The organism is Pseudomonas taiwanensis (assembly GCF_013393345.1).
Taxonomy (GTDB): domain Bacteria; phylum Pseudomonadota; class Gammaproteobacteria; order Pseudomonadales; family Pseudomonadaceae; genus Metapseudomonas; species Metapseudomonas resinovorans_C.
Genome location: NZ_QJRF01000075.1, coordinates 86,290 through 109,512, shown reverse-complemented (window position 1 = coordinate 109,512; position 23,223 = coordinate 86,290). Strand labels below are relative to the sequence as shown.

Below are 23,223 nucleotides of genomic sequence, written 5' to 3'. Positions count from 1 at the left end.
GTTATTGGTTTTTCAAGCCTGTACGCGATCTCGCGGACATGGGCAGGCTTTCAGGGGCGGCCGATATCGGCGAACTGGCCTTGGGTATGGGTCGCCAGGGTACCGGCGGAGAGTTCGACTTCCAGCCCGCGCCGGCCAGCGCTGACATGGATGCTTTCGAAATTGCGCGCGGTACCGTCGATGAAGGTGCGCAGTCGCTTCTTCTGCCCCAGCGGGCTGATGCCACCTACCAGGTAGCCGGTGGAGCGCTGGGCCTGGGTGGGATCGGCCATCTCGGCCTTCTTCGCGCCGGCAGCGTGAGCCAGGGCCTTGAGGTCGAGGGTCCCGGCCACCGGTACGACCGCCACCAGCAGTTCACCTTTCTCGGTGGCGGCGAGCAGCGTCTTGAAGACCCGCGCCGGGTCCAGGTTGAGCTTTTCGGCGGCTTCCAGGCCGTAGGAAGGAGCCTTGGGGTCGTGGTGATAGCTGTGCACCTTGTGCTCAGCCTTGGCTTTCTTCAGCAGATCGATGGCGGGAGTCATGTTCGATTGTGAAAATCCTGCGACAGATTCGGCGTACCTTAGCGGAAAAGCGGTGATTCGACAGCCCATCGCTATAATGCCGCGCAAAACAAGGAGCCAGCATGAACCTGGGCCCACGGCAACAAGACATCCTCGACCTTACGCGCGATCGCGGCTACGTCAGCATCGACGAACTGGCCCAGGCCTTTGCCGTCACCCCGCAGACCATCCGTCGCGACATCAACCAGCTCGCCGAACATGGCCTGCTGCGACGCACCCACGGCGGCGCCGCCAGCGAAGGTTCAAGCACCCAGAACACCGCCTACGCCATGCGCGCCGGGCAGAACCGCGACGAAAAGCAACGCATCGCCGATGCGGTGGCCGAATACATCCCGGACCACGCCTCGCTCTTCATCAACATCGGCACCACCACCGAAGCCATCGCCCGCGCCCTGATGGGCCACAAGGGCCTGAAGGTGATCACCAACAACCTGCACGTGGCGGCGCAACTGGCCGACAAGCCGGACTTCGAGGTGCTGGTAGCCGGCGGCACGGTACGCAGCGACGGCGGCATCGTGGGCCAGGCAGCGGTGGATTTCATCCAGCAGTTCAAGGTGGATTACGCGCTGGTGGGCATCAGCGGAATAGACGAGGACGGCAGCCTGCTGGACTTCGATTACCAGGAAGTACGCGTCTCCCAGGCCATCATCGAGAACGCCCGCCAGGTCTTTCTCGCGGCCGACTCAAGCAAGTTCGGTCGCAACGCCGTGGTACGTCTGGGCGCCATTTCCCTGGTGGACCGCCTGTTCACCGACCATCAGCCCTCCCCCGCCCTGACCCGCCTGCTCGCCGAACATAAAGTGCACCTCGACCGCGTCTGATCCGCCCTTCACCCGCATGAATTTTCTGTGACCACCCAGCGCGTTTTCGCGCATTGGGCTGGCCATTTTGCGCCCGCTCATCTAGGCTATTTTCGAAAATGAACATTGAAAGTTCGATTTCGACCTTGGTGCCTGCCAATGAACCACAACCATTCCCCCATCGCGGAAGTCTATGACCTCGCAATCGTCGGCGGCGGCATCAATGGCGTCGGCATCGCCGCGGATGCAGCCGGACGGGGGCTGTCGGTATTTCTCTGCGAGAAGGACGACCTCGCCCAGCACACGTCTTCGGCCAGCAGCAAGCTGATCCACGGCGGCCTGCGCTACCTGGAACACCACGAGTTCCGCCTGGTGCGCGAAGCCCTGGCCGAGCGCGAAGTGCTGCTCGCCAAGGCGCCGCACATCGTCAAGCCGCTGCGTTTCATTCTTCCGCACCGGCCGCACCTGCGTCCGGCCTGGATGATCCGTGCCGGCCTGTTCCTCTACGACCACCTCGGCAAGCGCAAGCGCCTGCCCGCCTCCCGCAGCCTGCGCTTTGGCGCCGGCAGCCCGTTGCAGGCGGAAATCACCCAGGGATTCGAATACTCCGATTGCTGGGTGGATGACGCGCGCCTGGTGGTGCTCAACGCGATGGCCGCCCGCGAGCGCGGCGCCCATGTGCATACCCGCACCCGCTGCGTCAGTGCCCGCCGTAGCAAGGGCCTCTGGCACATCCACCTGGAACGCGTCGACGGCAGCCTGCTGTCGATCCGCGCCCGCGCCCTGGTCAACGCCGCCGGCCCCTGGGTGGCCCGTTTCATCCAGCAGGACCTCAAGCAGGCGACGCCCTATGGCATCCGTCTCATCCAGGGCAGCCACATCATCGTGCCGCGTCTGCATGACGGCGAGCAGGCCTATATCCTGCAGAACGAAGATCGCCGCATCGTCTTCGCGATTCCGTACCTGGAGCGCTTCACCCTCATTGGCACCACCGACCGCGAGTATCACGGCGACCCGGCGGACGTGGCGATCACAGCCGAAGAAACCCGTTACCTGCTGGACGTGGTCAACCGCCACTTCAAGCGCCAGCTGAGCGAAACGGACATCCTCCACAGCTATTCCGGCGTGCGTCCACTGTGCGATGACGAATCGGACGATCCGTCCGCAGTGACCCGCGACTACACCCTTTCCCTCGCCGCCCATCCCGGCGAAGCGCCGCTGCTCTCGGTGTTCGGCGGCAAGCTCACGACCTACCGCAAACTGGCCGAAGCCGCCCTCCAGCAACTGACGCCCTGGTTCCCCTTCGCCAAGGGCGCCTGGACCGCCAGCGCGCCGCTGCCCGGCGGAGAAAAGATGGAAAGCCGCAGCGCCCTGGTAGAAGCCCTCTGCTCCAGCTTCGGCTGGCTGCCTACGCACATCGCCAGGCGCTGGGCCAACCTCTATGGCAGCCGCTGCTGGCACCTGCTACGCAACGTGCGGGAACTGGCGGACCTCGGCGAACACCTGGGCGCCGGCCTCTATTCCCGGGAAGTGGACTATCTCTGTCAGCAGGAATGGGCCGTCAGTGCCGAAGACATCCTCTGGCGCCGAACCAAGCTCGGCCTGTTCATGAGCCCCAGCCAGAAAGCCCGCCTGGTCCAGTATCTGAAACACGAGCATCCGCGCCGGCCGCGGGCGGATGCTGCGTAATCCCTCCCAACTCCCTCCCCGACCAACGGTCCCACCGCTCGCCCTTTTAGGTTGCCGGCTCTAGAGCGGTCGGCCGATCCTCGCGGCGACCCATGCCTCCAACAAGAACAAGGCGAGTGCAGTTCATCCCATCACTGCCGGATTGGACCAGGGGGTACGCCCCCGGGAGGAGCCATGCGTATTCGTTGCTTCCTGCTCGGTTGCCAATGGACCGAGGGTTTTCGTACAGAAGTGGGCGCCGTTCCCATGATCTGCCAGCGCTGCCTGCGCTGCGGCGCACATCGCTATCTCAGCCCGCCTGAAGAGGAGGCAGAAACAGCGGGATGAATGGCACAAGAAACTGATGGATAGCGATTTGACAGCAGACGAGCGGCCTCTAGCTTTAAGCAGCGTTGCCGATGGCCTATTAGAGGCTGAGTAAAAACGTCGCAGTAGTTTTTACCCTACCTGGGGCCGCCGTCCGGTCAAACAACCCTCGCAAGGGAGTGCTCCATGTCGCATCCGTCGCCTGCTAACCCCATCAAGGGCCTGGCCCTGCACTCCCTGATCTGGCTGGCCTGCGCCGGCATGGTTGCCGTAGACCTGCCGGTATGGCTGGCCCTCGGCGGTGGCTGGCTGGCCAGCCTGCTGTTGACCTGGTTGCAGCGAGAATCCCGCCCGCAGGCGGCGCAAGCCCAAGTCCCGGCCGTAGTGGCACCCGACTGGCAGCAGGCCCAGGACGCCGTGGACGAACACCTGGGCACCCTGCAGGCGCATGCCGGGCAGGTCGATGGCTTGCTGCAGGACGCCATCGCTCGCCTGGGCGACAGCTTCCAGGGCCTGGCCGCGCGCATCGACCAGCAGCGCGCCCACTCTCATTCCCTGATCGAGCGCTACGGCAACCAGGGCGCCGATGACGGAATGAATTTCCAGGAGTTCATCTCCACCACCCGCAACACCCTCGGCCTGTTCGTCGAGGCGACGCTGGAAACCAGCCAGACCTCCCAGGAGCTGGTGAAACGCATGGACCGGGTGACGCAGAAGATCGCCGATATCCTGAAATCGACCCACGATATGGACGCCATCGCCAAGCAGACCAACCTGCTGGCGCTGAATGCCGCTATCGAGGCGGCCCGTGCTGGCGAAAGCGGCCGGGGCTTCGCCGTGGTCGCCGACGAAGTCCGTGCCCTGTCCACCCGCTCCACCGGTTTTTCGGAAAAGATTCGCGAGCATGTGGACGTCGTTTACCGCGAAATCCAGGACGCCGAGTCGGCCATCTCCCAGTTGGCGGACAAGGACATGGGTATCGCCCTGGAATCCAAGCAGCAGCTGCACCACATGCTGGAAGATCTGGAAGGCATGAACCGCCACACGCTGAAAGTGATCCAGGAGCTGGATCGGATTTCGCTGGAGGTGGGTTCTGGCGTCGACCAGGCCATCACCGCCCTGCAATTCCAGGACATGAGCAGCCAGTTGATCGGGCAGATGCGCAAGCACTTCGCCAAGCTCGGCGGATTCGCCGCAGGGCTCGGCGGGTTGCGGGCGGTGGCGCCGGAGCAATGGGCGGACAGGGTCGACCAGGAAACCCGCGAGCTGCGCAAGCCGGTCGCCAATCCCGTCGCGCAGAGCAACGTAAGTGCTGGAGAGGTGGAGCTTTTCTGAGTCGATAGACAGCAGCCGTTCGCCGCCCATCATTGCGACGAATGGCTGGCGTCAGCGGCTGGACGCTCATCAGGCGCCCATCTACACATAAACATGGCCACTAGCTACCAATCGGAAAGACAAGGTTTTTCCGTAGCTTGGCGCAGAGCGAAGCGAAGCCCGACAAGACCCTTAAAGCTTCACCCCAAGAAAAAGCGGCAAGGAGAGCGGCACTGATGAGCAAGCAGATCCTGATCGTTGACGACTCCGCATCCATAAGACAGATGCTGAGCTTCACTCTCAAAGCCGCCGGGTACCTCGTGGACGAGGCGGTAGATGGCAAGGATGGCCTCGGCAAGGCGCAGAGCAAGGCGTACAACCTGGTCTTCACCGACCAGAACATGCCCAACATGGATGGCCTCAGCCTGATCCGCAGCCTGCGTGGGCTGCCCGGCTACCGCGCCACCCCCATCCTCATGCTGACCACCGAATCCAGTGACAGCATGAAGCAGCAAGGCAAGTCGGCCGGCGCCACCGGCTGGCTGGTCAAGCCTTTCGATCCGCCGAAATTGCTGGAAGTCACCCGCAAGGTCCTCCCCTGACCCCAGCACAAGGCGCCTCCCATGACCGAAGGGATGAACCAGTTCCTCCAGGTCTTCTTCGAGGAAACCGAAGAACACCTGGCAAGCCTCGAACTGCTGCTGCTCGGTCTCGACCTGCAGCAGCCTGACGCGGAAGAACTCAACGGCATCTTCCGCGCCGCGCACTCCATCAAGGGTTCGGCCGGCATGTTCGGCTTCGACGACCTGACCGCCGTGACCCATGAACTGGAGACCCTGCTCGACCGCATCCGCAGCGGCCAGATGGCCCTGCGCGCGGACATGGTCGACTTGTTCCTGCAGGCCCGTGACGTCCTGATGCGCCTGCTGGACGCCCATCGCCGGCAGTGCCCCGATCCGAACGTGCCGGTGGAAGAAACGGTGACCCGTCTGCGCGGGTTGCTGGACGCCGCGCCAACGCCGGACGAAACAGCGGACTTCGGCTTCTTCGATGACGCACCGGGCATGCCCGAAGCGGCGGCCGATGACGACTTCGGCTTCTTCGACGATGCCCCCGGAACTCCGGTCCAGGAAAACTCCGACGCCTTCGGCCTTTTCGACGACGCGCCCGGCACACCCGCCCTGATCGCCGTCGAGCCGCCCAAGCCGGCACCAGCAGCCGTACCGGTCGCAAGTAAACCCGCCACGGGCGAAAACGAGTCCAGCTCCATCCGCGTCAGCGTCGAGAAGATCGACAGCCTGATCAACCTGGTGGGCGAGCTGGTCATCACCCAGGCCATGCTCGGCCAGCTCGGAGGCGCACTGGACCCGAGCCAGCACGAGCGCATCCACCAGGCCCTGGCGCAGCTCGAACACAACACCCGCGACCTGCAGGAATCGGTGATGTCGATCCGCATGCTTCCCATCAGCTTCATCTTCAGCCGCTTCCCGCGCTTGGTACGCGACACTTCCGCGCGGCTCGGTAAGCAAGTGGAACTGGTGCTGCAGGGCGAACACACCGAGCTGGACAAGGGCGTGATCGAACGCCTCAGCGACCCGCTGACCCACATCGTGCGCAACAGCATCGACCACGGCATCGAGCTGCCCGAAACGCGCCTGGCCGCCGGCAAGCCAGCCAGCGGCACCGTGCGCCTTGGGGCGTTCCACCAGGGCGGCAGCATCGTGGTGCAAATCAGCGATGACGGCCGCGGCCTGGACCGCGAGCGTATCCTCGCCAAGGCCCGCGAGAAGAACCTGGCGGTACACGACGGCATGAGCGACACCGAGGTCTGGCAGCTGATCTTCATGCCCGGTTTCTCCACCGCCGAAGTGGTCACCGACCTCTCCGGGCGCGGCGTCGGCATGGACGTGGTCAAGCGCAATATCCAGGCCATGGGCGGACGCATCGACATCGACTCGGCCGCTGGCCTCGGTACGCGCATCAGCATTCGCCTGCCGCTGACCCTGGCCATTCTCGATGGCCTGATCGTCGCCGTGGCACGCACCCACTACGTGATCCCGCTGACCTACATCGTCGAATCGCTGCAACCGAAAGCCGCCGACATTCGCGGCCTCGGCGGCGAGGAAGGCGCGGTGATCCGCGTGCGCGGTGAGTACCTGCCGCTGCTCTCGCTGCACGACCTGCTCGGCGAGGCCACCCCGCCGCTGCCGGCGGAGCAGTCCATCGTGGTCATCCTCGAGGCCGACGGGCGTCACTTCGCCCTGCTGGTGGACGACCTGGTCGGGCAACAGCAAGTGGTGATCAAGAGCCTGGAACAGAACTTCCGCCGGATCGATGGTATCGCCGGCGCCACCATCATGGGCGACGGCAGCGTCGCCCTGATCCTCGATGTCGACGCCCTGCCGGCCCTGGCACAACAACAAGGAGCAGCGCTGCATGAATTCCCTTAGTGCGGAACAGGCCGGGCAACCGGCCCAGGAGTACCTGACCTTCACCCTCGGTCGCGAGGAGTACGCCATCGACATACTCCGGGTGCAGGAAATTCGCGGCTATGACCAGGTGACCACCATCGCCAACAGCCCGGCCTTCATCAAAGGCGTGATCAACCTGCGCGGCGCCATCGTTCCCATTGTCGACCTGCGCATCAAGTTCAACCTCGCCGACGTCACCTACGACCCCTTCACCGTGGTGATCATCCTCAACATCGGCCGGCGCATCGTCGGCGTGGTGGTGGATTCGGTGTCCGACGTGATCGCCCTGTCGGGCGACGAGGTGAAGCCGCCGCCAGAGTTCGGCGCCAGCTTCGATACCGAGTACTTGCTGGGCCTAGCCACCGTGGCCGAGCGGATGTTGATCCTGGTGGATATCGAGAAGCTGATGACCAGCCGCGAAATGGCCCTGGTCGAAGCAGCCGCAGCCTGACACGCAAGGGGATTAGTCAATGGGACTGTTCAACGGAAAAGCACAAGCTCAGCTTCGCGCGCAACACCTGGCCAGCCTGATCCAGGGCCTGGCGGAAGGGAATCTCGACCCATCCATCGGCGCCGGCGACGACCCGATCTGGACGCCGGTCTACGACAGCCTCGCCCGCTTGCAGAAGGGCCTGCGCCAGCAGCAGGTGGAAAGCACCAGCACCGAGGCGCTGGATAAGGCACTGGTGGAGATGACCCGCCAGCACACCGAAGGCTGGATCGACCAGGTCATCCCGGAGGACCGCTTCAACGGCACCCAGGCGCGCATCGCCAAGGGCATCAATGAACTGGTGGCCGCCCATATCGCGGTGAAGATGCAGGTCGTGGGCGTGGTCACGGCCTACGGTCGCGGCGACTTCAGCAAGGACATGGAACGCCTGCCGGGCAAGAAAGCGCAGATCACCGAAGCCATCGACGGCGTGCGCGACCGCCTCAAGGCCGCAGCCCAGGCCGCGTCGGAGAACACCCGGATCAAGAGCGCGCTGGACAACTGCAGCACCAACGTGATGATCGCCGACGGCGACCGCACCATCATCTACATGAACAAGACCGTCACCAGCATGCTGCAGAACGCCGAGGCCGACCTGCGCAAGGCGCTGCCGTCGTTCTCCGTGAGCAAGCTGCTGGGCGGTTCGATCGACCAGTTCCACAAGAACCCCGAGCACCAGAAGCGCCTGCTCGCCACCTTCACCAGCACCTTCCGCACCCAGATCGATGTCGGTGGGCGGACCTTCGGCCTGGTGGCCAACCCGGTCATCAGCGATGACGGCGAACGTCTCGGCTCGGTGGTCGAATGGGCCGACCGCACGCTGGAAGTACAAGTCGAACGCGAGGTCGCCGCGCTGGTTGGCGCAGCGGCAGCAGGCGACTTCTCCAAGCGCGTCGATGAGAGCGGCAAGAGCGGCTTCATCCTCAACCTGGCCACCGGCCTGAACAGCCTGGTGGAGACCGCCGACAAGGGTCTCAAGGACGTCTCGCGGATGCTCGGCGCGCTCGCCCAAGGCGACCTGTCGCAAAGCATCAGTGCCGACTACCAGGGCACCTTCGGCGAACTCAAGGACTATTCCAACGAAACTGCGCAGAGCCTCTCGCGCATGCTCGGACAGATCCGCGAGTCCGCCGACACCATCAACACCGCCGCCAGCGAGATCGCCAGCGGCAACGCCGAACTCTCCACCCGCACCGAACAGCAGGCCTCCAGCCTGGAGGAAACCGCCTCCAGCATGGAAGAGCTGACCAGCACCGTGAAGCTCAACGCCGAGAACGCGCGCCAGGCCAACTCCCTGGCGGTGAACGCTTCGGAAGTCGCCACCGAAGGCGGCAACGTGGTGCAGAAGGTGGTCAGCACCATGACCGCCATCAACGACTCGGCGCGGAAGATCTCCGACATCATCGGCGTCATCGACGGAATCGCCTTCCAGACCAACATCCTCGCCCTCAACGCGGCCGTGGAAGCGGCGCGGGCCGGTGAACAGGGTCGCGGCTTCGCCGTGGTGGCCGCCGAGGTACGCACCCTGGCGCAACGCTCGGCAGCGGCGGCCAAGGAGATCAAGACACTGATCTCCGACTCGGTGAGCAAAGTAGAGAACGGCAACACCCTGGTGGCCCAGGCGGGCCAGACCATGAGCGACATCGTGATCGCCATCAAGCGGGTCACCGACATCATGGCCGAGATCGCCGCCGCCTCCACCGAGCAGAGCCGTGGCATCGAGGAAGTCAATGGCGCGGTCAACCAGATGGACGAGATGACCCAGCAGAACGCCGCGCTGGTGGAACAGGCCGCAGCCGCCGCCGAAGCCCTGCAGGAACAGGCCGGGCTGATGGCCCAATCGGTAGCGGTGTTCAAACTGGACCCGGCCCACGCCGGCCAGCCTGCCGCCGCCCGCAGCCATGCGCGCCAACCCCAGGGCGCACGCCCGACGCGTGCAGGGCGAAGCGCGCGCAGCAAGGAAGAGGAATGGGAAGAGTTCTAGTCCCGTAACCCCCGGCGCCCTGGCGCCGGGGGTCATTGAGGTAATGCAATGAATGCGCACGTGCTGGGCGAACACGAGTTCGGCTACAACGACCACGACTTCGAGCAAGTGCGCGAGCGGCTCTATCGCCGTGCCGGCATCAGCCTGGCCACCAGCAAGCAGCAGATGGTCTACAGCCGGTTGGCACGTCGACTGCGCCACCTCGAATTGCGCACCTTCTCCAGCTACCTGGCCTACCTCGACCAGCATCCCGAAGAGTGGCAGCCCTTTATCAATGCGCTGACCACCAACATCACCGCCTTCTTCCGTGAGCGCCACCACTTCGACCAGCTCGCCGCCCTGGCCAGGGACCCCTCGCGCCGAAACCGGCCTTTGCGTTTCTGGTCGGCGGCGTCCAGCACCGGGGAAGAGCCCTACTCCATGGCGATTGCCCTGCATCAGGCCCTGGGGGATCGCGCCCAGCACGTGCAGATCATTGCCTCCGACATCGACACCGGCGTGCTGGAAACCGCGCGGCGCGGTATCTATCCGGTCGAGCGCCTCGACCAGCTCGACCCGGCAGTGAAGAAGCGCTATTTCCAGCGCGGTACCGGAGCCAACGCCGGTCTCGCACGAGTCGTGCCGGAGCTGCGGCAGATGGTGGAGTTCCGCCGCATCAACCTGCTGGACCGCGACTGGCACCTCAGTGGCGGACTCGACGCCATCTTCTGCCGCAACGTGATGATCTACTTCGACAAGCCTACCCAGGTGCGCCTGCTGGAACGCATGGTGCGCCTGCTGCGGCCGGACGGACTGTTCTTTGCCGGCCATTCGGAAAGTTTCGTGCAGGCCAACCACGTGGTGAAACTGGTCAGCCGCACCGTCTATCAGCCTGTACCGGGAGCCTCGTCATGAAAGGAGAAACCGCAGGCGCCATTGCCGCCACCCGCTACTTCGACCCGGATTTCCAGTTGCCGGCGGTCAAGGTGCTGCCCGGCGAGTTCTACGCCACCACCGAGGACCAGGTGCTGGTCTCGGTGCTCGGCAGTTGCGTGGCGGTGTGCCTGTTCGACCAGCAACGAGGCATCGGAGGGATGAATCAGTTCATGCTGCCTGAACCCGGCATCGGTAGCGGCCTGGCCAGCGCCGCTACCCACCACGGGGTGCGCATCATGGAACAGCTCAGCGACGAGATGCTGCGTCAGGGCGCGCGGCGGCATCAGCTGGAAGCCAAGGTGTTCGGCGCCGGCAACCTGCCCAACGACCTGCTCCGCGTCGATACCACGCTGCGCACCGTGGAATTCGTCCACAGCTACCTGGACACCGAAGGCATCCCCCTGCTGGCCGAGGACGTGATGGGCGCGGAGGCGCGCAAGGTCTACATCTTCCCGTCCAGCGGCAAGGTACTGGTGAAGAAGCTCAAGAGCCTACACAACGACACCATCCTGCAGCGCGAGCTTGAATACATCCTCTACCTCAAGCGCGGGGAGGCGCTGGGGCCCTACGACCTGTTCAAGGAGTGAACACGTGCCGATCAAGGTACTGGTGGTGGACGACTCGGCGCTCATCCGCAGCCTGCTCAGCGAAATCGTCCGTGCCGACAACGAACTGCAGCTGGTCGGCGTGGCGCCCGACGCCTATGTCGCCCGCGACCTGATCAAGCAACACTCGCCCGACGTCATCACCCTCGACGTGGAAATGCCGCGCATGGACGGCCTGACCTTCCTCGACAAACTGATGAAGGGCCGGCCCACGCCGGTGGTGATGATTTCCTCCCTCACCGAACGCGGTTCCGAGGCGACACTGCGTGCACTGGAGCTGGGCGCCATCGACTTCGTTGCCAAGCCCAAGCTGGGCATTGCCGAGGGCATGCACGCCTACGCCGAGGAAATCCGCGCCAAGCTCAAGGTGGCGGCACGCGCGCGGATGATCCGTCGCACAGCTGTCGAACGCCCGGTCGAACGCGGCCTGCCCATCGTCGGCACCGAGAAACTGATCGCCATCGGCGCCTCCACCGGCGGCACAGAGGCCATCAAGGAAGTGCTGCTGGGCCTGCCGGCGGATAGCCCCGGTGTGGTCATCACCCAGCACATGCCGGCCGGCTTCACCCGCTCCTTCGCCGCCCGCCTGGACAAGCTCTGCCGCATCAGCGTCAGCGAAGCCCGCGACGGTGACCGCATCCTCCCCGGCACCGCCCTCCTTGCCCCCGGCGGCCTGCACATGGAAGTGGCGCGCTCCGGCGCCAACTACGTCGCGCGCCTGTCCGAAGCGCCTCCGGTCAATGGCCATCGCCCGGCCGTGGACGTGATGTTCAACAGCGCCGCCCGTTGTGCCGGACGCAACCTCATCGCCGCCCTGCTCACCGGCATGGGCAAGGACGGTGCGCGAGGCTTACTGGAAATCCGCGAAGCCGGCGGCTACACCGTCGCCCAGGACGAAGCCAGCTGCGTGGTCTACGGAATGCCTCGGGAAGCGGCGGAGATTGGCGCGGCGGAAGAGGTGTTGCCGCTGGAAGAGATAGGCCCCGCGCTGCTGGCGCAGGCGCGGAGACGGGGGAGTGGGAATCGGGTATGAGGGCTCCGCGCGAGACATGACTACCCTCACCCCCGGCCCCTCTCCCAGAGGGAGAGGGGTGACTCATGCCGGCTCGCACGGAGCTGTCCGGAGGCACCGAACAGCCCCCTCTCCCTTCGGGAGAGGGTTGGGGTGAGGGCAATCGAATTCCACTCGGACCACCAAAACTGCTCCACCCTCCCCGCCTTTAACTGCACCTGTTCAATCCCCAAACAGCAGGATTAGGCTGAATCCCCATACCAACCGGATTCGCAATCATGGACGGGGAAAGCTTTCGGATTCTGCTGACGGTGCTGTCCGCACTGGGGGCGTCGCTGGGCGTTCGCTGGTACGTCATCCATCACCTGGCCCGGGAAGACCGGCCAGGTGATGACGACTTGATCGCCTGATCCGTCAGGTCGGCAACACCCCACGCTGGCGCGACAGGGTCAGCGCCAGGTCTTCGATCATGTCTTCCTGGCCACCCACGGTGCCGCGACGTCCCAGCTCCACCAGCAGCTCGCGGGCCTGGATGCCGTACTTCTTCTCGGCACGCTTGGCGAACAGCAGGAAGGAGCTGTACACGCCCGCGTACCCCAGGGTCAGGGCGTCGCGGTCGACGCGGATCGGCTGGTCCATCATCGGCACCACCAGGTCCTCGGCCACGTCCATGATCTTGTACAGGTCGATGCCGGTCTCCACGCCCATGCGCTCCAGTACGGCGACGAACACTTCCAGCGGCGTGTTGCCGGCGCCGGCGCCCAGGCCCGCTACCGAGCCGTCGATGCGTGCAGCACCAGCCTCGATGGCGGCCAGGGAGTTGGCGATGGCCATGCCCATGTTGTGGTGGCCGTGGAAGCCCACCTCGGTGTCGGCACTGAGCCCGGCACGCAGCACGCCGATCTTCTCGGTCACTTCGTCCGGCAGCATGTAGCCCGCCGAATCGGTGCAGTAGATGCAGTTGGCACCGTAGCTCTGCATCAGCTTCGCCTGCTCCAGCAGTTTTTCCGCGCTGACCATGTGCGCCATCATCAGGAAGCCGACGGTGTCCAGACCCATCTTCGCCGACATGCCGATGTGCTGGCCGGAGACGTCTGCCTCGGTGCAGTGGGTGGCGACGCGGATGGTGGAAACGCCCAGGTCGTGGGCCATCTTCAGGTGGTCGACGGTACCGATGCCGGGCAGCAGCAGGGCCGAGACCTTGGCCTGCTTCAGTTTGGGGATCACCGCGTCGAAGTATTCCTCGTCCGAGTGGGCCGGGAAGCCGTAGTTCAGCGAGCTGCCGCCCAGGCCATCGCCGTGGGTGATTTCGATCAGCGGCACGCCGGCGGCGTCGAGACCGGTGGCCACTGCGACCATCTCGTCCAGGCTGATCTGGTGGCGCTTGGCGTGCATGCCATCGCGCAGACTCATGTCGTGCAGGCGCACGCGCTTACCTTGCAGGTTCATTGGCGAATCTCCACTCAGCGAGAAGGCAGTTGCAGGGCGCCCTTGTGGGCTTCTTCGGCGAACATTTCAGCGGTGCGCAAGCCGGCGGCGGTCATGATGTCCAGGTTGCCGGCGGACTTCGGCAGGAAGTCTCCCAGCCCTTCCACCTCGATGAAGATCGACACCTTGCGGCCATCGAATACCGGGCCGTTGATCAGCTTGTAGCCCGGCACGTAGCGCTGCACTTCCTTGACCATGTGCAGCACCGAAGCGCGGATTTCCGCCTGGTCAGGTTCACCTTCGGTGAGGCAATGGATGGTGTCGCGCATCATCAGCGGCGGCTCGGCCGGGTTGATGACGATGATGGCCTTGCCACGCTTGGCGCCGCCGATCTTTTCCACAGCACCGGCCGTGGTGCGGGTGAACTCGTCGATGTTCTGCCGGGTGCCCGGCCCCACGGAGCGGGACGACACGGTGGCGACGATCTCGCCGTACTCCACCGGCTGCACGCGGGACACCGCCGCTACCATGGGAATGGTGGCCTGGCCGCCACAGGTGACCATGTTGACGTTCAGCGCCAGCTTCTCGGCGTGCTCCTTGAGGTTCACCGGCGGTACGCAGTACGGGCCGATGGCCGCCGGGGTGAGGTCGATCATGATCACGCCCAGCTCATTGAGCTTGCGGCTGTTCTCGGCGTGGACGTAGGCCGAGGTGGCATCGAAGGCGATGCGGATATCGTCGTCCAACACGTGGGGCAGCAGGCCGTCGACGCCTTCTGCGGTGGTCTTCAGGCCGAATTCGGCGGCGCGTTTCAGGCCCTCGGAAGTCGGGTCGACGCCCACCATCCACACCGGCTCGATCCATTCGGAGCGGCGCATCTTGATCAACAGGTCGGTGCCGATGTTGCCCGGCCCGATGATGGCCGCCTTGAGTTTCTTGCTCATGCTCTTTCCCCCGGAGTCAGTCGCGGAAGGACACCTGGGCGCTGCCCAGGCCGTCGATGGTCAGTTCGAAATGGTCGCCGGCGCGGGCCGGCTCCAGTGGAACCAGGGAACCGGAAAGAATGATCTCTCCAGCCTTGAAGGGAATGCCGAAGGCGCCCAGGGTGTTGGCCAGCCAGGCCACCGCGGTGAGCGGGTTGCCCTGTACCGCCGAGCCCAGCCCCTGGCTGATCTGCGTGCCGTTCTTGAACACGGTCATGCGCAGGTTGGGCAGGTCCAGCTCGCGCGGGTCGACCTGTTCGCGACCGAGCACGAAGACCCCGCAGGAGGCGTTATCGGCTACGGTGTCCTGGATGCGGATCTTCCAGTCGTGGATGCGCGAATCGACAATCTCGAAGCAGGGCATCACGTACTCGGTGGCATCGAGCACGTCCTGCTCGGTAACGCCTGGGCCGATAAGGTCGTGTTTCAGCTTGAAGGCGATCTCACCCTCGGCGCGGGGCTGGATCAGACGGGTTCCGGAGAGGGAAATCTCGTCGCCATCGTCGAACCACATGTCGCGGGTGATGAAGCCGAAGTCCGGCTGGTGCACGTTGAGCATGCGTTGCACGGCCTCGGAGGTGACGCCGATCTTCTTGCCGACGATGGCATCGCCTGCCGCTACGCGGCGCTCGATGCTGTAGAGGGAGATGCGGTAGGCATCTTCGATCGTGATCTCTGGCCAGCGCTCGGTCAGCGGTGCCAGGGTGCGGCCGGCGAGCAGGGCCTGATAGAGCTCTTCGCCGTATGCGCGCTGCAGGATTTCACTCATGACCGGCCCTCCGCGAGGAAGTCCAGGCAGGTGCGGTTGAACAGCTCGCGGTGCTCCACCATCACCCAGTGCCCACACTCGCTGAGCATCACGAAACGGATGTTGGTGCAGTTCTCCAACATGGTCTGCGCGCCGGAGGACGGGCAGAACTTGTCGTTCATGCCCCAGAAACCGAGGATCGGGCAGGACAGCTCGGACAGGCGCGCGGTCATGTTCGGCACCTGCATGGTGCTCAGCACGCAACGCGGCTGCTGCTGCACCACGGCAACCCGCTCGTTGACAGTTTCATCGCTGATCAGCGAGGCGTCGTAGAGCTGCAGGGACAGCAGCCGGCGCATGCCGTCGGCGTCATTCAGCTCGCCATTGGCAAAGGCGGCGCCCATTTTCTGGATGCCTTCCATCTGCAGGTAGTACTGCTCTTTCTCCATCAGGCCGCCGGGCGCCATCAGCACCAGGCGGCTGACGCGCTTGGGCGCATCCAGCGCCAGCTTGATCGCGATGGCGCCGCCCAGGGAGTTGCCCACCAGCACGCAACGCTGGATGTCCAGGGCGTCCAGCAGGCCGGTCAGGGCGGAGACGAAGAAGTCCAGGCTGTAGGTGGTTTCCGGCTTATCGGAAGCGCCATAACCCGGTAGATCCGGAACGATCACGCGGTAGCCGAATTTGGCGAACGTCGGGTAGTTCTGCTTGAAATTGCTATGGCCGCTGGCGCCGGGGCCGCTGCCATGGATGAACACCACCGGTTCGCCTTCTCCCGCCTCGATGTAATGCAGTCGCAGGCCATCGGGCAGCGTGACGAAACGCCCTGGCAATCGCGCGTCCATGGGACTCTCCTCGGCTTGTAGTTGTGCCCGGATTATTCGGCGCGCTCCGGTGGGCAACATCGTCCGAGAGGACTAGCAACCCATACGGTGATCCCGCTTTTTCTGTGGGGGCGAATTCATTCGCTATGCAGGCCGCAGGTCTGCCCGGCAAGGCCCTGGGGGGCAGCTGCGCTGCCCTTAGCGAATGAATTCGCCCCCACAAGGAGTGCCCCCACAGGGCCTGTGCCTCGCATTGCCCTAGTCCTCCCGGACGTAGGCACCCCGCCCTGCTCGCCCTAGCCTCTGCCCATCGACAACCGACTAACGAGGCAGCCATGGGCGATGCATTGGATTTCAGCGGCAAAGTGGTACTGGTGACCGGAGGCGGCAAGGGCGTGGGTCGGGGTATCAGCCAGCGCTTCCTTGCCTGTGGTGCCGAGGTGGTGATCTGTGGCCGCAATGCGCCGGACCAGTTGCCGAGCCATGCTGGCCGCGAGGCGCACTTCCTGCCCTGCGACGTGCGGGACATCGAGCAGATCCAGCAGTTGGTGAATGCCGTCGTAGACCGCTTCGGCCGTCTCGACGTGCTGGTGAACAACGCCGGCGGCGCGCCCCATGCCGAGGCTGCCACGGCGTCGCCGCGCTTCTCGGAATCCATCATCCGCCTCAACCTGCTGGCGCCGCTCAACCTCTGCCAACTGGCCAACCGGGTGATGCAGGAGCAGCCGGGCGGCGGCGCCATCGTCAACATCTGCAGCGTCAGCGCCACCCGCCCCTCTCCCGGCACCGCCGCCTATGGCGCAGCCAAGGCTGGCTTGCTCAACCTGACCCGTTCCCTCGCTGTGGAATGGGCGCCGAAGGTACGGGTGAATGCGGTAACGGCGGGGCTGATCCTCACCGAGCAGGCCGAACTGCACTACGGCGATGCCGAGGGCGTGGCGCGGGTGGCGGCAGGGATTCCCCTGCAGCGCATGGCCAGCCCGGAGGACATTGGCGATGCGTGCCTGTACCTGGCGTCGAAGCTGTCCAGCTATGTGAGCGGCGCGGATATCTGCGTGCATGGGGGTGGGGAGAAGCCGGCGTTTCTGGATGCGGCGGGGGCGAACTGAAAGGCTGATGGGTATCGCAAGCTCCACCCATCCTACGGACAGACTTCGTAGGATGCGGTGGAGCGGAGCGATACCCATCAAGTGGTCGCAGCGGACTCCACCATCGAATTCGCCCTGAACACCGTCTCGACGATCTTCCAGCGCCCATCGATGCACCGATAACGATCCTGGTAAATCCCACCCAGTTGCCGCGTGGCACGCGTCTCGGCGTCGAGGTTGAAGTAGTAGAGCGCCCAGCGTCCGACCGCTTCGCCCTCCCCCGCCAGCTCGATTTCCGGGTTGGCGCCGTGGTGCAGGTCGATCACCCGTTCGTTGCAGGCCAGAGCTTGGTAGAGCGCGACAAAGCTGTCGCGCTCCTGGAAGGTGCCCACCGGGCCGTAGTCGATGGCGATGGGACCTTCAGCGAAGCACTCGCGAATCGCCTCAACGTCCTTGAGGTCGCAGGCGTTGAAGTAGCGGTGCTTGAGCAGGCGGATGGCTTCCAGCGCTTCCAATCCGGCGATGCGCGCCTCAAGGCTCATGATGCGTCCCTCGCCACCAGGTTGGCCTCGCCCCAGAAGGCTTTCATGGAGCGGATGCGACCTTCGGCGTCGAACTCCATCACGTCGATCACCTGGATGGAGCACGGCGCACCGTTCCACACCAGGTCCACGCAGAAGGGCACCGCTCCGCTGCCGGCGTGGCTGGCGGAAACCGGGCCGGTGCGGCGAGCACGAGCGTTGGCGCGGCCCAGCCCCTCGCGGTAGAAGCGGTCGATGGCCTCGATGCCCACATGGGGCGGGCTGCCAACGGGGTCTTCCACGGTGGCATCGGCGGCGTAGAGCGCGACGATGCCGTCGATATCGCAGGCGTCCACCAGTTCGACGTAGCGGGCCATGGTTTCTTGTACTTGTTTTGGACTGATCATCGGAGTTTCCTCAAGCCACTTCGAACAGAGCGGCGGCACCCATGCCACCACCAATGCACATGCTTACCACCACGTAGCGAAGACCACGGCGCTTGCCCTCGACCAGCGCGTGGCCGACCATGCGCGCGCCGGACATGCCGAAGGGATGGCCGATGGAAATGGCACCGCCGTTGACGTTCAGGCGCTCGTCGGGAATCCCCAGGGTGTCGCGGCAGTGGATGACCTGGCAGGCGAACGCCTCGTTCAGCTCCCACAGGCCAATGTGATCCATCGTCAGGCCGTGGCGCTTGAGCAGCTTGGGAATGGCGAACACCGGGCCGATGCCCATCTCATCGGAATCGCAGCCCGCCACCGCCAGGCCGCGGTAGATGCCCAGGGGTTCCAGGCCCCGGCGCTCGGCCTCGCGCGAACTCATCAGCACCGAAGCACTGGCGCCGTCGGAAAGCTGCGAGGCGTTGCCGGCGGTGATGAAGCGACCGGCACCGCTCCACTGGCCGCCCTGCCACACGGGCTCCAGGGCGCGCAGGCTTTCGCGGGTGGTATCGGCACGGTTGCATTCGTCGCGCGTGAGGGTCACGGATTCATGACGGCTTTCGCCGGTGGCCTTGTCCGTCACCAGCTTGCGTACGGTCAGTGGCGCCAGCTCGGTATCGAACAGACCTGCGCTCTGCGCCAGGGCGGTGCGCATCTGGCTCTGGTAGCTGTATTCGTCCTGGGCCTCGCGGGAGATGCCGTAGCGCTCGGCGACGATTTCCGCCGTCTCGATCATCGGAATGTAGGCGCGCGGATCCTGCGCCAGCACCGCTTCGGACTGGTTGCGGTAGCTGTTCTTGTGCTTGTTCTGCACCAGGGAGATGGACTCCAGGCCACCGGCAACAGCGATGTCGATCTCGTTGCACATGATGCTCTTGGCGGCCAGGGCAATGCTCATCAGACCGGAAGAACACTGACGTTCCACGGCCATGCCGGCGACGCTGGACGGCAGCCCGGCGGCCACCGCGCAGAGGCGGCCGAGGTTATAGGCCTGGGTGCCCTGCTGGGCGGCGGCGCCCATGATCACGTCGTCCACTTCGCCCCCTTCGACACCGGCACGACGCAGTGCTTCGCGCACCACATGGCCGCCCATCAGCGGCGCTTCGGTGTCGTTGAAGGCACCCCGGAAGGCCTTGCCGATGGGGGTGCGGGCGGTGGATACGAGTACGGCTTCTTTCATTGGGTTGTCCTCGAAATTCGTTGGCCGGCTATGGCTTCTTTGTGGGGGCGAATTCATTCGCTATGCAGACCGCAGGTCTGCCCTGCAAGGCCTGAAGGGGCAGCTGCGCTGCCCTTTAGCGAATGAATTCGCCCCCACAGGGAAAAAGCGGGATCAGGCCGAGTAATACCGACTGATGGTGTCCACCACGCAGCCCGGCCGCTCTTCGCCCTCGATCTCCACGCTGACGCGGATGGTGGCCTGAATGCCGCCCTTCACTTCTTCGGCGGCGACCAGTTGGGCGCTGCCGCGCACGCGGCTGCCGGCACGGACGACGTTGGGGAAGCGCACCTTCTCGCAGCCGTAGTTCACCCCCATGGAGATGCCGCGCACCTCGACTATCTGCGGCAGGAAGAGGTTGACCAGGGCCAGGGTCAGGTAGCCGTGGGCGATGCAGGCGCCGAAGGGGCCGGTGGCGGCGCGGACAGGGTCCACATGAATCCACTGGTGGTCGCCGGTAGCTTCAGCGAACTGGTCGATGCGTGATTGCTCGACGCTGATCCAGTCGCTCACGCCCAGCTGTTCACCAACGTGCTCCAGCAAGGCGGCCGGTGTCGCGAAGATCGTCGACATGCTTATGCCCTCTGGCTGGAGACCGACAGCACTTCGCCGGTCATGTAGGAGCTGTAGTCGCTGGCCAGGAACATCATCACGTTGGCCACTTCCCAGACTTCAGCGGCGCGGCCGAAGGCTTCGCGGGAGGCGAGCTGATCCAGCAGTTCCTTGGGTGCGGATTTCTTCAGGAAGTCGTGCAGGGCGATGCTCGGGCTTACCGCGTTGATGCGGATGCCATGCTCGGCCGCTTCCACTGCTGCGCAGCGGGTCAGGGCCATGACACCGGCCTTGGCCGCGGCGTAGTGGCTCTGTTCCTTCTGCGCGCGCCAGCCGAGGACCGAAGCGTTGTTGACGATCACACCGCGACCGCGATCCATCATCTTCGGCAGCATGGCGCGGGTCATGCGCATGGTGCCGGTGAGGGTCACGTCGAGGACGCGATTCCACTCCTCATCGCCCATCTCCACCAGCAGGCGCGAACCGCCGAGGCCGGCGTTGTTGATCAGCACATCGACGCCGCCCAGTTCGCGCTCGGCGGCGGCTACCAGGGCCTGCACCTGCTCTTCGTTGGTGACGTTGCACACGCAGGTATGGACGCGCTCAAGCCCAGTGGCTTCGCGGATCTTTGCTGCCGCTTCCTGCAGGCGGCCTTCATGGATATCGCTGATCATCATCGCCCGGCAGCCTTCCTCAGCGGCACGCAGGGCGGCGGAGAAACCGATACCGGCACCAGCGGCGGCGGTGATCAGCACCGACTTGCCGCGCAGCAGGCCGTGGCCGGGAACGTAGGTGGGAGTGCTCATGCAAGGTCCTCGGGTCAGGCGCGCACGCGCGGCTCGCGGGGCATGCCCAGCGCGCGTTCGGCGATGATGTTGCGTTGGATTTCGTTGGTGCCGCCGTAGATGGTGTCGGAGCGGCTGAAGAGGAACATCGACTGCAGTCGGCCGAGTTGGTACGGCCCGTCTTCCAGCAGTTCGGCGTCGGGGCCGAGCACGTCCATGGCCAGCTTGCCCAGGGCCACGTGCCAGTTGGCCCAGCACAGCTTGTAGATCATCGCCTCGCGGCGCAGCCCGCCATCCTGGGCACCGGAAAGCATGCGCAGGGAGTTGTAGCGCAGGATGCGCAGTCCGCCCCAGGCTTCAGCGATACGCTGGCGCAGCAACGGGTCACGCGCGGCGCCATTGGTGCGGGCGATCTGGATGATCTCTTCCAGTTCATTCTGGAACAGCATCTGCTGGCCGAGGGTGGACACGCCGCGCTCGAAGCCGAGCAGGGCCATGGCGATCTTCCAGCCATCGCCCGGCGCGCCGAGAATGTTGTCGGCGTCGGTCAGCGCCTCGTCGAAGAACACTTCGTTGAACTCGGAGGTGCCGGTGAGCTGCTCGATGGGGCGTACCGTGATGCCCGGCTGGTGCATGGGCACCAGCAGGAACGACAACCCCTGGTGGCCGACGCTACCCGCCTCGGTACGGGCAATGACGAAGCACCATTCGGATTCGTGGGCGAGCGAGGTCCAGACCTTCTGCCCGCTGATGCGCCACTGGCCGTTTTCCAGCACGGCGCGGGTCTTCACGTTGGCCAGGTCAGAGCCCGCGGCGGGCTCGGAGTAGCCCTGGCACCAGAACTCGGTGCCGGCGACGATGCCCGGCAGCAGGCGGCGCTTTTGATCGTCGGTGCCAAAGGCGGCGATGGTCGGCCCGGCCAGTCCCTCACCGATGTGCCCCATGCGGCCAGGACCGCCAGCCCGGGCGTACTCCTCGTGGAAGATCACCTGCTGGTTGATGGAAAGACCGCGCCCACCGTGTTCCGGCGCCCAGCCCACACAGGTCCAGCCCCCTTCGGCGAGCTTGCGCTCCCAGGCCTTACGCTCCTCGGGAAAGCTGTGTTCGTCGCCCGGTCCACCGCGAAAGCGCAGCGTTTCGAACTCACCGCAAAGGTTGTCGGCCAGCCAGCCGGCCACCTCGCGACGGAAGGCTTCGTCGGCCTCACTGAAACTGATCTTCATGCGTATTCCCCCAGGAGGGCGACGGCGATGCGCTCGCGGTGCCAGGACGGCGCGCCGAACAGGGCTTCGCTGGCCCGGGCGCGCTTGAAGTAGAGGTGCGGGTCGTACTCCCAGGTGAAGCCGACGCCGCCATGCAACTGGATGGATTCCGCCGCGCAATGGAAGAAGGCCTCCGAGCAGCGCGACTTGGCGAGGGCGGCGGCCAGGGGCAGTTCGGCGGCGACGTCCGGGTCGCCATTGCCGGCCAGGACTTCTTCGGCCACACAGGCGGCATACAAGGCCGCCGAACGCGCGCATTCCACCTCCAGCATCATGTCGGCGGCGCGGTGCTTGATGGCCTGGAAGCTGGCGATGGCGCGACCGAACTGCTGCCGCTCGGCGGTGTAGGCCAGGGTCAGGTCCAGGGACTGCTGGGCGCCGCCGGTCTGCTCGGCGGCCAAGGCCACGCAAGCCAGTTGGAGGACTTTCTCCAGCAGCTCACCGCCCTGCCCCGGGATGCCGAGCGCAGCATCGGCACCCACGTAAACATGGTTGAGTTCGACTTCGGCCAGTTTGCGGGTCTGGTCCAGGGTCGGTACCAGCCTGCGGCTGATGCCCGGCGTGTCAGACGGAATGACGAACAGGCCGATGCCCTCGCTACCCCGAGCCGCCACGATCAGCAAGCCAGCGCTGTGGCCATCGATCACCTGGCGCAGCTTGCCATCGAGGACAAAGCCTTTGCCCTCATCGCGCACATTGGCCTGTACCGAATCCAGCCCGTTACGGGTATTGCTGGCGTACGCCAGGGTAGCCGTCAGGCTGCCTTCGGCCAGTTGCGGTAACCATTTCGCTTTCTGCTCCTCGCTCCCGCCCAGCAGCAGGGCCGGGGTGGCGAGGCAAGCACTGGCAAAGAACGGCGAGCAGAACAGGCGGCGGCCCATCTGCTCCAGCAGGATCGCCAGTTCGACGAAGCCCAAGCCGAGGCCGCCATAGGCTTCGGGAATATGGATGGCCGGCCAGACCATCTCGCTGCATACGCGCTGCCAGAGCGCCGGGTCATGGCCAAGGTCGCTGGCCATTGCCGCACGCACGGCGGCGGAGTCGGATACATCCGCGAGAAAGCTCTCGGCGGACTCGCGGATCATCTCCTGCTCATCGCTGAACGCGAATTCCATAACGCTTGCCTTCTAGTGACTCTCGGGGCGAACGCCCCTGGTGCGAAGGAGTCTGGCGAGTTGTGCTGGAGGGGGAATCGTCCGGATGGACGACGAGGGGAATGGCCGTTGT

General features: G+C 65.0%; 25 protein-coding genes. 13 read left to right on the top strand and 12 right to left on the bottom strand.

Annotated features, from left to right (window positions below; all coding sequences use genetic code 11):
* Window positions 1-50 precede the first annotated feature (50 nt).
* A complete protein-coding gene (gene ybaK / locus DM872_RS27075) occupies window positions 51-521 on the bottom strand; it encodes a Cys-tRNA(Pro) deacylase (protein WP_179062292.1) in 471 nt (156 codons plus the stop codon).
* A gap of 101 nt (window positions 522-622) precedes the next feature.
* Here ybaK and DM872_RS27070 point away from each other — a divergent pair, with 101 nt between their 5' ends.
* The 12 genes from DM872_RS27070 to DM872_RS30605 all read left to right on the top strand — a co-directional run bounded on the left by DM872_RS27070 (window position 623) and on the right by DM872_RS30605 (window position 12,556).
* A complete protein-coding gene (locus tag DM872_RS27070; RefSeq protein ID WP_179062291.1) occupies window positions 623-1,381 on the top strand; it encodes a DeoR/GlpR family DNA-binding transcription regulator in 759 nt (252 codons plus the stop codon).
* A gap of 138 nt (window positions 1,382-1,519) precedes the next feature.
* Window positions 1,520-3,049 carry a glycerol-3-phosphate dehydrogenase gene (glpD, locus tag DM872_RS27065; protein ID WP_179062290.1) on the top strand — a complete coding sequence of 510 codons (1,530 nt, stop codon included), beginning with the start codon at window positions 1,520-1,522 and terminating at the stop codon, window positions 3,047-3,049.
* A gap of 174 nt (window positions 3,050-3,223) precedes the next feature.
* Complete coding sequence (locus DM872_RS30760; RefSeq protein WP_178123565.1) at window positions 3,224-3,376, top strand: PSPA7_2676 family Cys-rich small protein; 153 nt, start codon at window positions 3,224-3,226, stop codon at window positions 3,374-3,376.
* Between the two features lie 165 nt (window positions 3,377-3,541).
* On the top strand, window positions 3,542-4,690 hold the full coding sequence (locus tag DM872_RS30755; protein ID WP_179062289.1) for a methyl-accepting chemotaxis protein: 1,149 nt from the start codon (window positions 3,542-3,544) through the stop codon (window positions 4,688-4,690).
* Window positions 4,691-4,905: 215 nt separating this feature from the next.
* Entirely contained in the window at window positions 4,906-5,271 is a 366-nt protein-coding gene (locus tag DM872_RS27055) for a response regulator (RefSeq protein ID WP_077523849.1), read from the top strand.
* Between the two features lie 21 nt (window positions 5,272-5,292).
* A complete protein-coding gene (locus tag DM872_RS27050; protein WP_179062288.1) occupies window positions 5,293-7,119 on the top strand; it encodes a chemotaxis protein CheA in 1,827 nt (608 codons plus the stop codon).
* Complete coding sequence (locus DM872_RS27045; RefSeq protein WP_179062287.1) at window positions 7,106-7,591, top strand: chemotaxis protein CheW; 486 nt, start codon at window positions 7,106-7,108, stop codon at window positions 7,589-7,591. Before DM872_RS27050 ends, DM872_RS27045 begins: the two co-directional genes overlap by 14 nt.
* Window positions 7,592-7,610: 19 nt before the next feature.
* A complete protein-coding gene (locus DM872_RS27040; RefSeq protein WP_179062286.1) occupies window positions 7,611-9,614 on the top strand; it encodes a methyl-accepting chemotaxis protein in 2,004 nt (667 codons plus the stop codon).
* A gap of 48 nt (window positions 9,615-9,662) precedes the next feature.
* A complete protein-coding gene (locus DM872_RS27035) occupies window positions 9,663-10,508 on the top strand; it encodes a CheR family methyltransferase (RefSeq protein ID WP_179062285.1) in 846 nt (281 codons plus the stop codon).
* Window positions 10,505-11,116 carry a chemotaxis protein CheD gene (locus DM872_RS27030; RefSeq protein WP_179062284.1) on the top strand — a complete coding sequence of 204 codons (612 nt, stop codon included), beginning with the start codon at window positions 10,505-10,507 and terminating at the stop codon, window positions 11,114-11,116. Before DM872_RS27035 ends, DM872_RS27030 begins: the two co-directional genes overlap by 4 nt.
* Before the next feature lie 4 nt (window positions 11,117-11,120).
* Window positions 11,121-12,167 carry a protein-glutamate methylesterase/protein-glutamine glutaminase gene (locus tag DM872_RS27025; RefSeq protein WP_179062283.1) on the top strand — a complete coding sequence of 349 codons (1,047 nt, stop codon included), beginning with the start codon at window positions 11,121-11,123 and terminating at the stop codon, window positions 12,165-12,167.
* A 257-nt stretch (window positions 12,168-12,424) separates the two neighbouring features.
* The gene (locus tag DM872_RS30605; protein ID WP_256873490.1) at window positions 12,425-12,556 is read left to right on the top strand and encodes a hypothetical protein; all 132 of its coding nucleotides are present in this window, start codon (window positions 12,425-12,427) and stop codon (window positions 12,554-12,556) included.
* Window positions 12,557-12,560: 4 nt separating this feature from the next.
* Here the strand turns inward: DM872_RS30605 and dmpG are convergent, their stop codons facing one another.
* The 4 genes from dmpG to DM872_RS27005 are packed head-to-tail and all read right to left on the bottom strand — an operon-like array spanning window position 12,561 to window position 16,150.
* Entirely contained in the window at window positions 12,561-13,595 is a 1,035-nt protein-coding gene (dmpG, locus tag DM872_RS27020; RefSeq protein ID WP_179062282.1) for a 4-hydroxy-2-oxovalerate aldolase, read from the bottom strand.
* A gap of 14 nt (window positions 13,596-13,609) precedes the next feature.
* The gene (locus DM872_RS27015; protein WP_179062281.1) at window positions 13,610-14,518 is read right to left on the bottom strand and encodes an acetaldehyde dehydrogenase (acetylating); all 909 of its coding nucleotides are present in this window, start codon (window positions 14,516-14,518) and stop codon (window positions 13,610-13,612) included.
* A gap of 16 nt (window positions 14,519-14,534) precedes the next feature.
* Window positions 14,535-15,326, bottom strand: a complete 792-nt coding sequence (locus DM872_RS27010; protein WP_179062280.1) for a fumarylacetoacetate hydrolase family protein — start codon at window positions 15,324-15,326, stop codon at window positions 14,535-14,537.
* Window positions 15,323-16,150 carry an alpha/beta fold hydrolase gene (locus DM872_RS27005; protein ID WP_179062279.1) on the bottom strand — a complete coding sequence of 276 codons (828 nt, stop codon included), beginning with the start codon at window positions 16,148-16,150 and terminating at the stop codon, window positions 15,323-15,325. The genes DM872_RS27010 and DM872_RS27005 overlap by 4 nt, the downstream gene beginning before the upstream one ends.
* A gap of 314 nt (window positions 16,151-16,464) precedes the next feature.
* Here DM872_RS27005 and DM872_RS27000 point away from each other — a divergent pair, with 314 nt between their 5' ends.
* Entirely contained in the window at window positions 16,465-17,238 is a 774-nt protein-coding gene (locus tag DM872_RS27000) for an SDR family oxidoreductase (protein ID WP_179062278.1), read from the top strand.
* Between the two features lie 77 nt (window positions 17,239-17,315).
* Here the strand turns inward: DM872_RS27000 and DM872_RS26995 are convergent, their stop codons facing one another.
* The 7 genes from DM872_RS26995 to DM872_RS26965 form a co-directional block, all read right to left on the bottom strand.
* A complete protein-coding gene (locus DM872_RS26995) occupies window positions 17,316-17,759 on the bottom strand; it encodes a nuclear transport factor 2 family protein (protein WP_179062277.1) in 444 nt (147 codons plus the stop codon).
* Complete coding sequence (locus tag DM872_RS26990; RefSeq protein ID WP_077523862.1) at window positions 17,756-18,145, bottom strand: nuclear transport factor 2 family protein; 390 nt, start codon at window positions 18,143-18,145, stop codon at window positions 17,756-17,758. The genes DM872_RS26995 and DM872_RS26990 overlap by 4 nt, the downstream gene beginning before the upstream one ends.
* Before the next feature lie 10 nt (window positions 18,146-18,155).
* The gene (locus DM872_RS26985; RefSeq protein WP_179062276.1) at window positions 18,156-19,358 is read right to left on the bottom strand and encodes an acetyl-CoA C-acyltransferase; all 1,203 of its coding nucleotides are present in this window, start codon (window positions 19,356-19,358) and stop codon (window positions 18,156-18,158) included.
* A 153-nt stretch (window positions 19,359-19,511) separates the two neighbouring features.
* Window positions 19,512-19,970: a MaoC family dehydratase gene (locus DM872_RS26980; protein ID WP_179062275.1), complete on the bottom strand. Its 459-nt coding sequence runs from the start codon at window positions 19,968-19,970 to the stop codon at window positions 19,512-19,514.
* 2 nt (window positions 19,971-19,972) lie between these two features.
* Window positions 19,973-20,755, bottom strand: coding sequence for an SDR family oxidoreductase (locus DM872_RS26975; RefSeq protein WP_179062274.1), 783 nt, complete (start codon window positions 20,753-20,755; stop codon window positions 19,973-19,975).
* A gap of 14 nt (window positions 20,756-20,769) precedes the next feature.
* The gene (locus tag DM872_RS26970) at window positions 20,770-21,957 is read right to left on the bottom strand and encodes an acyl-CoA dehydrogenase family protein (protein WP_179062273.1); all 1,188 of its coding nucleotides are present in this window, start codon (window positions 21,955-21,957) and stop codon (window positions 20,770-20,772) included.
* A complete protein-coding gene (locus DM872_RS26965; protein ID WP_179062272.1) occupies window positions 21,954-23,111 on the bottom strand; it encodes an acyl-CoA dehydrogenase family protein in 1,158 nt (385 codons plus the stop codon). Before DM872_RS26965 ends, DM872_RS26970 begins: the two co-directional genes overlap by 4 nt.
* Window positions 23,112-23,223: the final 112 nt, after the last annotated feature.

Bases quoted from the DNA above. Each gene is read 5' to 3' on its own strand.
- DM872_RS26985 (WP_179062276.1), bottom strand. From the start codon at position 19,358: ATGAAAGAAGCCGTACTCGTATCCACCGCCCGCACCCCCATCGGCAAG.
- DM872_RS27070 (WP_179062291.1), top strand. From the start codon at position 623: ATGAACCTGGGCCCACGGCAACAAGACATCCTCGACCTTACGCGCGAT.
- DM872_RS27005 (WP_179062279.1), bottom strand. From the start codon at position 16,150: ATGGACGCGCGATTGCCAGGGCGTTTCGTCACGCTGCCCGATGGCCTG.
- DM872_RS27015 (WP_179062281.1), bottom strand. From the start codon at position 14,518: ATGAGCAAGAAACTCAAGGCGGCCATCATCGGGCCGGGCAACATCGGC.
- DM872_RS27040 (WP_179062286.1), top strand. From the start codon at position 7,611: ATGGGACTGTTCAACGGAAAAGCACAAGCTCAGCTTCGCGCGCAACAC.
- glpD (WP_179062290.1), top strand. From the start codon at position 1,520: ATGAACCACAACCATTCCCCCATCGCGGAAGTCTATGACCTCGCAATC.
- ybaK (WP_179062292.1), bottom strand. From the start codon at position 521: ATGACTCCCGCCATCGATCTGCTGAAGAAAGCCAAGGCTGAGCACAAG.
- DM872_RS27035 (WP_179062285.1), top strand. From the start codon at position 9,663: ATGAATGCGCACGTGCTGGGCGAACACGAGTTCGGCTACAACGACCAC.
- DM872_RS27045 (WP_179062287.1), top strand. From the start codon at position 7,106: ATGAATTCCCTTAGTGCGGAACAGGCCGGGCAACCGGCCCAGGAGTAC.
- DM872_RS27050 (WP_179062288.1), top strand. From the start codon at position 5,293: ATGACCGAAGGGATGAACCAGTTCCTCCAGGTCTTCTTCGAGGAAACC.
- DM872_RS30755 (WP_179062289.1), top strand. From the start codon at position 3,542: ATGTCGCATCCGTCGCCTGCTAACCCCATCAAGGGCCTGGCCCTGCAC.
- DM872_RS26990 (WP_077523862.1), bottom strand. From the start codon at position 18,145: ATGATCAGTCCAAAACAAGTACAAGAAACCATGGCCCGCTACGTCGAA.
- DM872_RS26965 (WP_179062272.1), bottom strand. From the start codon at position 23,111: ATGGAATTCGCGTTCAGCGATGAGCAGGAGATGATCCGCGAGTCCGCC.
- DM872_RS26975 (WP_179062274.1), bottom strand. From the start codon at position 20,755: ATGAGCACTCCCACCTACGTTCCCGGCCACGGCCTGCTGCGCGGCAAG.
- DM872_RS26970 (WP_179062273.1), bottom strand. From the start codon at position 21,957: ATGAAGATCAGTTTCAGTGAGGCCGACGAAGCCTTCCGTCGCGAGGTG.
- DM872_RS30605 (WP_256873490.1), top strand. From the start codon at position 12,425: ATGGACGGGGAAAGCTTTCGGATTCTGCTGACGGTGCTGTCCGCACTG.
- DM872_RS27030 (WP_179062284.1), top strand. From the start codon at position 10,505: ATGAAAGGAGAAACCGCAGGCGCCATTGCCGCCACCCGCTACTTCGAC.
- DM872_RS26980 (WP_179062275.1), bottom strand. From the start codon at position 19,970: ATGTCGACGATCTTCGCGACACCGGCCGCCTTGCTGGAGCACGTTGGT.
- DM872_RS27010 (WP_179062280.1), bottom strand. From the start codon at position 15,326: ATGAGTGAAATCCTGCAGCGCGCATACGGCGAAGAGCTCTATCAGGCC.
- DM872_RS27055 (WP_077523849.1), top strand. From the start codon at position 4,906: ATGAGCAAGCAGATCCTGATCGTTGACGACTCCGCATCCATAAGACAG.
- DM872_RS27000 (WP_179062278.1), top strand. From the start codon at position 16,465: ATGGGCGATGCATTGGATTTCAGCGGCAAAGTGGTACTGGTGACCGGA.
- dmpG (WP_179062282.1), bottom strand. From the start codon at position 13,595: ATGAACCTGCAAGGTAAGCGCGTGCGCCTGCACGACATGAGTCTGCGC.
- DM872_RS30760 (WP_178123565.1), top strand. From the start codon at position 3,224: ATGCGTATTCGTTGCTTCCTGCTCGGTTGCCAATGGACCGAGGGTTTT.
- DM872_RS26995 (WP_179062277.1), bottom strand. From the start codon at position 17,759: ATGAGCCTTGAGGCGCGCATCGCCGGATTGGAAGCGCTGGAAGCCATC.